Source organism: Dysgonomonas sp. HGC4 (assembly GCF_001261715.1).
GTDB lineage: Bacteria > Bacteroidota > Bacteroidia > Bacteroidales > Dysgonomonadaceae > Dysgonomonas_A.
Window position 1 is genome coordinate 1 of record NZ_CVRU01000052.1, and the last position, 11,687, is coordinate 11,687.

The 11,687-nt window shown below is 34.0% G+C and carries 11 protein-coding genes; 9 read left to right on the plus strand and 2 right to left on the minus strand.

The features are described from left to right. The first annotated feature begins 368 nt into the window (after positions 1–368). The 4 genes from HGC4_RS04600 (at position 369) to rpiB (ending at position 5,478) form a co-directional block, all read left to right on the plus strand. Positions 369–1,454: an aldose epimerase family protein gene (locus HGC4_RS04600; protein ID WP_050708953.1), complete on the plus strand. Its 1,086-nt coding sequence runs from the start codon at positions 369–371 to the stop codon at positions 1,452–1,454. Positions 1,455–1,495: 41 nt separating this feature from the next. Continuing rightward, positions 1,496–2,791, plus strand: coding sequence for an MFS transporter (locus HGC4_RS04605; protein ID WP_050708954.1), 1,296 nt, complete (start codon positions 1,496–1,498; stop codon positions 2,789–2,791). A gap of 173 nt (positions 2,792–2,964) precedes the next feature. Further along, on the plus strand, positions 2,965–4,995 hold the full coding sequence (locus HGC4_RS04610) for a transketolase family protein (protein ID WP_050708955.1): 2,031 nt from the start codon (positions 2,965–2,967) through the stop codon (positions 4,993–4,995). A gap of 12 nt (positions 4,996–5,007) precedes the next feature. Further along, positions 5,008–5,478, plus strand: coding sequence for a ribose 5-phosphate isomerase B (gene rpiB, locus HGC4_RS04615; protein ID WP_050708956.1), 471 nt, complete (start codon positions 5,008–5,010; stop codon positions 5,476–5,478). Positions 5,479–5,547: 69 nt separating this feature from the next. Here the strand turns inward: rpiB and HGC4_RS04620 are convergent, their stop codons facing one another. Continuing rightward, on the minus strand, positions 5,548–6,291 hold the full coding sequence (locus HGC4_RS04620; protein ID WP_050708957.1) for a hypothetical protein: 744 nt from the start codon (positions 6,289–6,291) through the stop codon (positions 5,548–5,550). A gap of 135 nt (positions 6,292–6,426) precedes the next feature. On the opposite strand from HGC4_RS04620, the gene rfbA reads away from it, so the two are divergent. The 5 genes from rfbA to HGC4_RS04645 all read left to right on the plus strand — a co-directional run bounded on the left by rfbA (position 6,427) and on the right by HGC4_RS04645 (position 10,434). Further along, positions 6,427–7,287, plus strand: coding sequence for a glucose-1-phosphate thymidylyltransferase RfbA (gene rfbA / locus HGC4_RS04625; RefSeq protein ID WP_050708958.1), 861 nt, complete (start codon positions 6,427–6,429; stop codon positions 7,285–7,287). Positions 7,288–7,291: 4 nt separating this feature from the next. Then, positions 7,292–7,840, plus strand: coding sequence for a dTDP-4-dehydrorhamnose 3,5-epimerase (gene rfbC / locus HGC4_RS04630; RefSeq protein ID WP_050708959.1), 549 nt, complete (start codon positions 7,292–7,294; stop codon positions 7,838–7,840). Between the two features lie 3 nt (positions 7,841–7,843). Then, positions 7,844–8,605, plus strand: coding sequence for a glycoside hydrolase family 25 protein (locus HGC4_RS04635; protein WP_050708960.1), 762 nt, complete (start codon positions 7,844–7,846; stop codon positions 8,603–8,605). A gap of 117 nt (positions 8,606–8,722) precedes the next feature. Beyond that, positions 8,723–9,724, plus strand: a complete 1,002-nt coding sequence (locus HGC4_RS04640) for a S41 family peptidase (protein ID WP_050708961.1) — start codon at positions 8,723–8,725, stop codon at positions 9,722–9,724. A gap of 161 nt (positions 9,725–9,885) precedes the next feature. Beyond that, positions 9,886–10,434, plus strand: coding sequence for a 30S ribosomal protein S16 (locus HGC4_RS04645; RefSeq protein WP_050708962.1), 549 nt, complete (start codon positions 9,886–9,888; stop codon positions 10,432–10,434). 89 nt (positions 10,435–10,523) lie between these two features. Here HGC4_RS04645 and HGC4_RS04650 read toward each other — a convergent pair whose 3' ends face one another. After that, positions 10,524–11,591 (minus strand): NADH:flavin oxidoreductase/NADH oxidase, encoded by a 1,068-nt coding sequence (locus HGC4_RS04650; RefSeq protein WP_050708963.1) that lies wholly within the window; start codon positions 11,589–11,591, stop codon positions 10,524–10,526. Positions 11,592–11,687: the final 96 nt, after the last annotated feature.

Sequence of the window (11,687 nt, forward strand, 5' to 3'; positions counted from 1 at the left end):
GATAATCGAGAGATTTTGCAACCATTTCTTCGTAGGTTTGAGCCGAAGAAACAAAGCTCACTAAAAAAAAGGCCGCAATAAAGAAATATTTATTCATTTTAAAATATTATTTGTACATTTACTATGAACTTAGATGCAAATGTATACTTAATATATTAAATCTGTTTTTTGAATACTCTATAAAGATTTAGAAATTGTGTTTATAGATGTTATTCTGATTGAAATATATTTGGCATTTACAACAACATGCAAGTTTTAAATATATGTTTTAGAACACCTATTTTTTTTAGGTATAGAAAGATAGTCATAATAATTTTACGTACGAAAGCAGGTCTTTATTCTGTAATATAATTTTAAAACTAATAAGCATGAATAATCGTATAGAAACAACTAAGTCGGGTTTGTTATGTGCAAATTTTGAGAAAGTTGTTGATGGAAAACACACCTCACTTTTCATACTTCAGAATACACAAGGATCAGAACTTACAATATCCAATTACGGAGCCAGAATAGTATCTTTAATGGTACCTGACAATACAGGAACATTGATAGATATAGTAACTGGGCATAATTCAATCGATGAATTTATCAATTCGGAAGAACCTTATTTCGGCGCAATTTGCGGGAGAACAGGAAACCGTATCGCAAAAGGAAAATTTACGCTTGAAGGAAAAGAATATACTTTAGCTATCAATAATGGACCTAATAGTCTACATGGTGGGCTAAAAGGATTTAATTCTGTTGTTTGGGATGTTAAACAGATTGACCACCAAACGCTGGCTCTCTCTTATTTATCTAAAGATGGAGAAGAAGGTTTCCCTGGAAACTTATCGGTAACAGTCACTTACACGTTAAACAATGACGATTCAGTAGAGATTAAATATGAAGCAACTACTGATAAAACTACTATATTGAATTTAACAAATCATGCATATTTTAATCTTTCAGGAGCAGGAGATGCCAATGTAGGAGATCACGTCCTAAGGATTAATGCCGATTATTACCTACCTACAGATGAAACTGCTATACCCTACGGAAAACCTGAGAAAGTGGAAGGTACTCCTATGGATTTCAGCACTCCTCATGAGATAGACTTGAATATCAATGAGAAAACAGATCAGTTAGTATGGGCTAGAGGATATGACCATACCTATATTCTAAATAAAAAAGATGCGACTGAGTATGTTCAGGCATTAGAATGCTATTCTCCAAAAACTGGTATTGAAATGATTGTTTATACAGATCAACCTGGTGTACAATTATATACTGGCAACTGGATGACAGGCAACTTTGTTGGTAAAAACGGACAGCGTTATCCTGCTCAAAGTGCAGTATGCTTCGAAACACAACATTACCCTGACAGCATACACAACCCTGAGTATCCATCTATAATACTAAAACCCGAAGATAAATTTGAAAGTAAAACTGTATTTAAATTTTCAACTCGAAAATAAATATAAATAATAACTAGATAACTATATAAATAACAAAAACTATGAGTTCTACAACTTCTTCCGAGAAAAAAAATTATGCGTTGCCTATTGCGATGATGATTGCTCTCTTTGCAATGATCTCTTTCGTAACAGGGCTTCCAAACCCAATGGGTGTCATCGTAAAAGACCAATTTGGTGCATCCAACTTTATGTCACAGCTGGGTAATGCTGCCAACTTTATTGCATACCTATTTATGGGTATCCCTGCAGGTCTGTTATTACAGAAAATAGGATATAAGAAAACAGCTTTATTAGCTATTGTTATCGGTTTCACAGGAGTAGGAATACAATTCCTTTCGGGTGTTGCAGGTAGTTTCTTAGTGTACCTTATCGGTGCTTTTGTTTCTGGTTTTTCTATGTGTATGCTAAATACAGTAGTGAACCCTATGTTGAATACTCTTGGAGGTGGAGGTAAAAAAGGAAACCAATTAATTCAAATTGGAGGAACTTTTAATTCTCTTAGTGCAACAATAGTTCCTGTATTAATAGGATATCTTATTGGAAATGCTGTTAGCCCATCAATTAAAGATGCAAACCCTGCTCTATTTATAGCTATGGGGATTTTCGCAGTAGCATTTATCGTATTGTTCTTAATGGACATTCCAGAACCACACTTAGTTACTAAAACAAAAGAGGTTGTAAAAGAAAAATACAGTGCTTTATCATTCCGTCACTTTATATTCGGTACTATAGCTATCTTCGTATATGTAGGTATTGAAGTAGGTATTCCTAACTTCACAAACTTATTTATGACATCTGGCGTAGATGATGGAGGATTAGGTATAAATAAAACCGTTGCAGGAACAGTAGTTGGTACTTATTGGTTCTTAATGCTTATCGGTCGTTTTGTTGGAGCTTCTGTAGCTTCTAAATTTTCAAGTAAAGCAATGCTTACCTTTGCTTCATCTCTTGGATTAGCATTTATCCTATTGGCAGTTTTCAGTTCTACTGAAACAACAGTAAGTATGCCTGTATTCCAATCAGATATTTCTTTTGGTCTAGCTGAAGTGCCTATTGGTGTTATGTTCTTTATCCTTTGTGGACTTTGTACTTCTATTATGTGGGGTGGTATTTTCAACCTTGCAGTAGAAGGTCTAGGAAAATACACAGCAACAGCTTCAGGTATTTTTATGGTAATGGTTTGTGGTGGAGGCATATTACCTCTTATCCAAGGAGTTGTAGCGGATTCATTCGGATTCATCAATAGCTATTGGGTAATTATCATGGGCTTAATATACTTATTATATTACGCTTTGATCGGTTCTAAAAATGTTAATACAGATATTCCAGTGGAATAAACTTATTATAATTTACAATGAAAGCCCACTTGATATATACAAAACAAGTGGGCTTTCGCTTTTCTATAGATAGCATTTATATATAATCAATAAAATGGGTAGAACTATATTTCTAATCTATCCTATTTTTTCTTACTTTTGTAGGAAACGAAATAATGATATATTAATTTACCATGAATGATATAAAAGTTCTTAACAAATCTGCGGATAATATCCGTATTCTAGCTGCATCGATGGTTGAAAAAGCAAAATCCGGACATCCTGGAGGAGCAATGGGTGGAGCCGATTTTATCAATGTTTTATTTTCTGAATTTCTGGTTTATGATCCAGAAAATCCACGTTGGGAAAACAGAGATCGTTTTTTCCTAGATCCCGGACACATGTCTCCAATGTTGTATTCAACATTAACATTGGCAGGTAAATATACATTAGACGATTTAAAACAATTTCGTCAATGGGGAAGTATTACACCAGGTCACCCAGAACTAGATTTAGATCATGGTGTAGAAAACACTTCGGGTCCATTAGGTCAAGGTCATACATTTGCCGTAGGTGCTGCAATTGCTGCTAAATTTTTGAAATCTCGTTTTGGAGAACAAATGGATCATACTATATATTCATTTATTTCAGACGGTGGTATTCAAGAAGAAATATCTCAAGGTGCAGGTCGTATTGCGGGAAACCTAGGACTAGATAACTTAATCATGTTCTATGATTCAAACGGAATACAATTATCTACAAAAACATCTGAGGTTACATCTGAGGATGTTGTAGCAAAATATAATGCTTGGGGATGGAATGTTATTTCTATCAATGGAAATGACGCAGCTGAGATAAGATCAGCTTTAACTCTGGCTAAACAAGAAAAATCAAAACCAACCCTTATAGTAGGTCATACTATTATGGGTAAAGGAGCCGTTAAAGAAGATAACTCAAGCTTTGAAGGACAAACTGCTACTCACGGTATGCCTCTAGGCGAAAGTGGTGCTTGTTTTGATAAATCTATAGCTAATTTGGGTGGAGATTGTAAAGATCCATTTCAAATATTTCCTGAGGCTAAGGAACTATATGCAAAGCGAGCAAAAGAATTAAAGGAAATTGTAGCTAAACATAACGAGCAAAAAGCTAAATGGGCGAAAGAAAACCCTCAATTAGCTGATAAAATGAAACGTTGGTTTGCAGGAGAAGTTCCTCAAATTGATTGGGCTGGAATCGAACAAAAAAATAACATTGCCTCTCGTGCTGCTTCTGCTGCTGTATTGTCAGTATTAGCTCAAAATGTAGAAAACATGATCGTTTCATCTGCCGATTTATCGAACTCTGATAAAACAGATGGTTTCTTAAAATATACAACAAGCTTTAAGAAAAACGATTTTTCAGGAGCATTCCTACAAGCAGGTGTTAGCGAATTAACTATGGCTTGTATATCAATAGGAATAAGCTTACATGGAGGTCTTATCGCAGCTTGTGCTACATTCTTTGTATTCTCTGATTACATGAAGCCAGCTATTCGTATGGCAGCCATAATGCAACAACCTGTCAAATTTATTTGGACACACGATGCATTCCGTGTAGGTGAAGATGGTCCTACTCATGAGCCTGTGGAACAAGAAGCACAAATACGATTGATGGAAAAATTAAAAAATCACCACAACCAAAATTCTATGTTAGTACTTCGTCCTGCAGATGCTGTAGAAACTACTGTTGCATGGAAACTTGCAATGGAAAACACTTCTACTCCTACTGGATTGATTTTCTCTCGTCAGAATATAAAAGATCTTCCAGCTAAAGCTTCTCGCTATGATGAAGCACTTCAAGCGGCTAAAGGAGCTTATGTAGTTACGGATCATGACAATTATGATGTAATTCTTTTAGCTTCGGGTTCTGAGGTTGCAACTTTAGTAGAAGGTTCTAAACTATTAGAAGCTGATGGTATAAAATCAAGAATTGTATCTGTACCTTCGGAAGGATTGTTTAGAAATCAAAATAAAGAATATCAAGATTCTGTTATTCCTTCTGGTAAGAAAATATTTGGTCTGACTGCTGGTCTACCTGTAAATCTTCTTGGCTTAGTTGGTGATAATGGGAAAGTATGGGGACTTGAAACTTTTGGATTCTCTGCACCTTATACAGTGCTCGATGAGAAGCTAGGTTTTACTGCTGACAATGTATACAAACAAGTAAAAGAATATTTGAAAAAATAAAAGTCCATAAAAATGACTACTACACAATCGCAATCATTATTCTCTCAATCAGAGAAGCCTGTTGGTCTCTGTAGCGACCATGCTGGATTTGAACTAAAATCTTACCTTATTTCTCTTTTCGAAGAGAAAGGTATAGCGTATAAAGATTTTGGAACTTATACTTCTGAAAGTTGTGACTATCCAGATTTTGCACATCCGATGGCTATTGCTATTGAAAAGGGAGAGTGCTATCCGGGAATTGGAATATGTGGAACTGGTAACGGTATTAATATTACTTTGAATAAACATCAGGGTATTAGATCGGTATTATGCTGGAATCCCGAAATTGCAAAACTGACCCGAGCACATAATGATGCCAATGTATTAGTCATACCAGGACGTTATGTTTCTAACGAAGAAGCTTACAATATTGTGGTAGCATTTTTTAATACTCCTTTTGAGGGAGGACGTCATATAAGACGTATTGAAAAGATACCCGTATAAATAAAAATAAAAAAGGACTTCAATATTGAAGTCCTTTTTTATTTTTAGCAATTGGAGCTACCATTGCCTTTATTTTATGAAAATAATAAATAGCACTTGTATAATTATGTTTAGTGGTAAAAACCATAACATCCATTTCATGGAATTACCTCTAAAAAAAGTATTGACAATATATTCATCTAATTGAAAGTAGAGCATCTCACTTAAAGTTTTACTATCTTTTCTTCCACTTCTCAGATCATCCTGCATATTAAATAAGAAATCGCTAAAAGGGACTTGGCTCAAAATAAATATTACTGATTTTCTTACATAACTAGGTAGTTGCTTTCCATAAACTTCAATCATAAGACTCCCTACATTCAACATTTTTTCAATATCTCGTTTTCCGATTAACTTGTTTCCTCCAGATATTACTTTATCAATAATTTTCACACAGACTTTTTTAAATAGAGGAGTCAAATATTTATATGCTATACTTAGTGTATCTATTAATAAATACTTATAAGTAATGTATAATGATAAAAAAATAGAGAGAAGTCCTATAAGTAATACGCCAAATATACATAAGCTTGATTCAGCAAAAGGCTTACTTCCATATTTAAAAAGAGATAATATAAAGAAAATAATATTCGGCAAACCAAAAGAAATCAATACAATAATAAACCACTTTAGAGCTTTTAAACTCTGCTTGCCTGCATCTTTAAATAATTGATTGATTGAAAATGAAGTCTCTGATTGCTGTTCTTCACAAATACCATCACCTAATTCATTTAATTTAGTGTTCTCATTATTTTCAGTGTTCTTAATGTCCATTTTTTTGATTTTAATATAACTAATTACTCAAATATATGTTTTTTATTTAACATATTCGAACCTTGCCCATTTTACATCTATTTTTTTGTATACTACAAAATAGTATCTTTGCTACAATATTTAAAAGAAATAAGCATGAAAGGAATCATTCTTGCCGGAGGAAGTGCTACAAGACTTTATCCTTTATCAAAGGCAATCTCAAAGCAGATAATGCCGGTGTATGACAAACCAATGATTTATTATCCTCTTTCAACTCTTATGCTGGCGGGGATTAAAGAGATATTAATAATATCAACACCTCGTGATTTACCCATGTTCCAAGATTTATTGGGAAGTGGAGACGAATTAGGGATGCATTTTGAATATATTGTGCAAGAAAAGCCAGATGGATTAGCCCAAGCTTTTGTACTTGGTGCAGATTTTTTAAATGGAGAACCTGGGTGTCTTATTCTTGGTGATAATATGTTTTATGGGCAAGGATTTTCCACTATGTTAAAACGTGCTGCATCTATAAATAAAGGAGCATGCATTTTTGGGTATTATGTAAAAGATCCTAGAGCATATGGGGTAGTAGAATTTGATGAAAATGGAAAAGTTCTTTCTCTAGAAGAAAAACCAGAAACTCCGAAGTCTAATTATGCTGTTCCTGGGCTTTATTTCTATGATAATACTGTTTCTGAAAAAGCAAGAAACTTAAAGCCATCAGCTAGGGGTGAATATGAAATTACAGATCTGAATAAAGTATATCAATCTGAGGGAATACTCCAAGTTGAACTCTTTGGGCGAGGCTTTGCATGGCTGGATACAGGCAATTGTGACAGCTTATTGGAAGCTGGAAATTTTGTTGAAACAATTCAAAGTAGACAAGGCTTTTATATAGCTTGTATAGAGGAAATAGCTTGGCGTAATGGCTGGATAAGCGATAACCAGTTGGAAACATTAGGGCAAAAATTAGATAAAACAGCATATGGTAAATACATTTTGAGTTTATTATAGGAATATGAAGTTTATAGAACAAAACGTAAAAGGAGTTTGGGTAATAGAACCTAATGTATTTAACGATGACCGTGGTTATTTCATGGAATCATTTAAGCAAGTAGAATTTAACAAATTCATTGGTGTAACAAATTTCATTCAAGATAATGAGTCAAAATCATCAAGAGGTGTCCTTAGAGGTTTACATTATCAAACAGGAGAGCATGCTCAAGCTAAGTTAGTTAGAGTTATAGAAGGAAGTGTATTGGATGTAGCTGTGGATATACGCAAATCCTCTCCTACTTTTGGAAAATATGTAGCAGTGGAACTAACTGCAGAAAACAAAAAACAATTATTTGTACCTAGAGGCTTCGCCCATGGCTTTGTAGTATTGAGTGAGATTGCCATATTTACATATAAGGTTGATAATATTTATGCTCCAAACCATGAAGCTTCAATTATATGGAGCGACCCTACAATAGGTATAAATTGGGGGATAGCTGAAGAAGAAATACTTCTCTCAGGAAAAGATAAAACAGGTAAACTTCTTTCAGAAGCAATCTTGTTTGAATAAAAGATGGCAAAAAAGTCTAGTAAGAAGAATAAAACAAATAAATTAAAGTCGATCACAATAGTGTCGACTTTAATTGTATTACTACTTGCTCTTGGATACCACTTCTATAAAAAAAGTGTAGCAGCAAATACATTTAAAGAAAGCAATAAATACCAAGTTAAAGGAATAGATGTATCACATCATAATCCAATACTTGACTGGGCAGAAGTAAAAAGGCAAAATATTACATTCACTTATTTAAAAGCTACCGAGGGTATAACTCACGATGACCGTAATTATATCTATAACTACAAATTAGCAAAAGAAAATAATATAAAAACGGGCTCATACCACTTTTACAATTTCGGAGTTTCAGGAAGAGAGCAAGCTAAACATTTTATTCGTGTTGCCAAATGTAAATCTGGAGATCTAATTCCAGCTATTGATGTAGAACATTCTCCAGCAAACCCATATAGTAAAGATCCTTCTTTTGTGAAGAATGTCATAAAAGAACTTTCTATTATGGAAAATGAGCTCTATGAATATTACGGTTTCCATCCTGTTATTTACACCAATATTGATTGCTACAAATTATATATTAATAATTCTTTCCCTAACAATCCAATATGGATAAGTAGCTTAAATAAAGAACCAAATGACGATATAAAAAATTGGGTTATATGGCAATTTTCTCACAAAGGTGAATTAAATGGAATTGTAGGAGATTTAGACCTTAATTATTTCAGATATTCATTTGATGATCTTCGCCAGCTACAACTTCCATAAAGGATACAGCTTTAAATATTAAACTTGCTCTTTACAAAATACAAACCATTTCTCACCTATATGCAAGAAATACAAAATAGAATTTATAAATTTGAAAAAACAATACATAATTAAGTAATGAAGTATACATTATCCATTATTTGCTTATTTCTAGTAACTCTTTTGTCATCATGTTTTCATGAAGATGAATACAATAATTCAAAACGAGATAATTTTGAGCTTCTATGGAAAACTCTGGATGAAAAGTATTGTTTCTTTGAATATAAGAATATAGATTGGGATGAGGTTCATACACGATACTCTGACCGTATCAGTGAAAACATGAGTAATGATGCCTTTTTTGATGTAATGGGCGAAATGTTAGCTGAGTTACAAGATGGTCACGTAAATCTTATTGCCACTCATAATGTTGCAAGGTACTGGAAGTGGTTTGAAGACTATCCCGATAATTTTGATGAGAAAATCCAAAAGAATTATCTTGGAACTGACTATTCAATTGCCTCCGGCATGAAATATAAAATACTGGAAGATAACATTGGATATATATATTATGGGAGTTTCTCCAGTGGTATTGGAGAAGGTAATCTTGATCAAATCATAAACCGTATGTCAATTTGTAACGGTATAATCCTAGACATACGAGACAATGGAGGAGGACTTCTAAGCAATGCTGACAAAATTGCTGCACGTTTCTTTAATGATAAAACGTTAGTAGGCTATATTATGCATAAAACAGGGAAAGGACATAATGATTTTTCGAATCCGTATGCCCGCTACATAGAGCCATCGAATCGACTTAGATATCAAAAAAAGGTAGTCGTTTTAACCAATAGAAGATGTTACAGTTCCTCTAATGATTTTGTAAATGCAATGAGCTATGCGCCTAATGTTACTATTATGGGTGATAAAACCGGAGGAGGAAGCGGTTTACCTTTTTCTTCGGAATTACCAAATGGTTGGTCTCTTCGTTTTTCTTCTTCACCTATGGTAAATGCAAATAAAGAACATATTGAATTTGGAATAGAACCTGATATATCTGTAGATATGAGCTACTCTGATATGCAAAGAGGAGTTGATACAATGATAGAAGCAGCTCGTAATTTTTTGAATAATAAATAATTTTCAATGAACGAGACTATTATAAATTATACCTGTCAATAGGTATATCTAAAACAGATAAATAGAAATATATTGAGTAACAGTCAATAAATACAAAACTTATCCTTATATTTGCACCCGCTAATAAATAATTATGTACTAATTAAAAATTACTTTAAGAAATGGCTACAAAGATCCGTTTACAAAGAAGAGGACGTAAAGACTATCCTTTTTATCAAATCATTATTGCAGATAGCAGAGCACCACGTGATGGTAAATTTATTGAGAAAGTTGGTTCATACAACCCAAACACTAATCCTGCTACAGTTACGTTAAACTTTGACAGAGCTTTGTATTGGCTACAAGTTGGTGCACAACCAACTGATACAGTACGTAATCTCCTATCTGAAGAAGGTGTTCTTATGAAGAAACACTTACTAGGTGGAGTAACTAAAGGTGCATTCTCTGTTGCTGATGCTGAAACTAAATTTGAAGCATGGAAAGCAAACAAAGATAAAGCTACTGAATCTGTAAAAAACAAACATGCAGAAAAAGCAAATGCTGAAATTAAAGCGCGTTTCGAAGCAGAACAAGCTGTAAACAAAGCTAAAGCTGAAGCTGTAGCTCAAAAAAGAGCTGAAGCTGCTGCTGCAAAAGCTGAGAAAGAAGCTCCTGCTGCTGTTGAAGTAGAGGAAGCTCCTGAAGCTCCTGCTGCTGAAAGTGCTGAGTAATTCGACATTTTGATACAGCATACAAAAAAGGTAATCCAAATTGGATTACCTTTTTTATTTTATAATAACTCTAAGATATATTACAACTCTTATTTATATCCTCTAAGATATTGCACTGGATAATTAGCAACAGTATCGCCCAACTCCTTAGCTGCATTAAGAACAAACTGAGGATTACGTAACAATTCGCGACCTAAGAATATCAAGTCACATTTGCTCGCATTCAATAAATTTTCAGCTTGCTTCGCATCAGTAATAAGTCCTACAGCTCCCGTAATAATTCCAGTCTCTCGTTTTATTCGTTTTGAAAAAGGTACTTGATAGGAAGGACCCACCGGAATTTTAGCATGAGCGATATTACCTCCTGTTGATACATCTACCACATCTACACCTTTCTCTTTTAGCAACTTCGATAATTCCACAGAATCTTCAATACTCCATCCTCCTTCAACCCAATCGGTAGCAGAGATACGTACCCACAGAGAATGCTTTTCACCCAATAAAGAAATTAAAGCATCAACAATTTCCAGAAGGAATCTTGTTCTATTTTCAAAACTCCCTCCATATTCATCTGTTCTATGATTACTCAATGGAGATAGAAACTGATGAATCAAATATCCATGAGCAGCATGAATCTCTAAAATCCTATAACCAGCCTTTAAAGACCTTAAGGCTGCATTTTTAAAATCCTCGATTACAGCCTCTATACCTTCCTTAGATAAAGCTATCGGAGGATTCTCATTCGCTTCAAAAGGAATACCTGAAGCAGAAACCGTAGCCCAGCTATTAGGCCCCTCAATCAATTGTTTTCCTCCATGCTGAGGTAAAGCACAACTAGCCTTTCTACCGGCATGAGCAAGTTGAATACCAGCAACAGCTCCGCTTTTTTCAACGAAATTTACAATTTGAGTCAATTTTTCAATATGCTCATCTTTCCAAATACCTAAATCGCCATGACTAATACGTCCTTCGGGAGATATAGCCGTAGCTTCTTGTATTATAGTTCCACACCCACCTACAGCACGACTTCCATAATGGATAAAATGCCAATCATTAGCAAAACCATCTTCTGCCGAATATTGACACATTGGTGACATTACTACTCTATTTTTTAAAGTAATACCTTTCAAATGGAATGAGGTTAATAGTTTAGACATGTTTTATTTATTATTTCTTTCAGATAATAACCGTAACATTTATACAATTTATAAAATTAAGTAATAATCCAGACATTCTTGAAGTATTTTATAATA

Coding starts and splice junctions, on each gene's coding strand:
- HGC4_RS04620 (WP_050708957.1), bottom strand. CDS start 6,291: ATGGACATTAAGAACACTGAAAATAATGAGAACACTAAATTAAATGAA.
- HGC4_RS04605 (WP_050708954.1), top strand. CDS start 1,496: ATGAGTTCTACAACTTCTTCCGAGAAAAAAAATTATGCGTTGCCTATT.
- rpiB (WP_050708956.1), top strand. CDS start 5,008: ATGACTACTACACAATCGCAATCATTATTCTCTCAATCAGAGAAGCCT.
- HGC4_RS04640 (WP_050708961.1), top strand. CDS start 8,723: ATGAAGTATACATTATCCATTATTTGCTTATTTCTAGTAACTCTTTTG.
- HGC4_RS04600 (WP_050708953.1), top strand. CDS start 369: ATGAATAATCGTATAGAAACAACTAAGTCGGGTTTGTTATGTGCAAAT.
- rfbA (WP_050708958.1), top strand. CDS start 6,427: ATGAAAGGAATCATTCTTGCCGGAGGAAGTGCTACAAGACTTTATCCT.
- HGC4_RS04610 (WP_050708955.1), top strand. CDS start 2,965: ATGAATGATATAAAAGTTCTTAACAAATCTGCGGATAATATCCGTATT.
- HGC4_RS04650 (WP_050708963.1), bottom strand. CDS start 11,591: ATGTCTAAACTATTAACCTCATTCCATTTGAAAGGTATTACTTTAAAA.
- HGC4_RS04635 (WP_050708960.1), top strand. CDS start 7,844: ATGGCAAAAAAGTCTAGTAAGAAGAATAAAACAAATAAATTAAAGTCG.
- HGC4_RS04645 (WP_050708962.1), top strand. CDS start 9,886: ATGGCTACAAAGATCCGTTTACAAAGAAGAGGACGTAAAGACTATCCT.
- rfbC (WP_050708959.1), top strand. CDS start 7,292: ATGAAGTTTATAGAACAAAACGTAAAAGGAGTTTGGGTAATAGAACCT.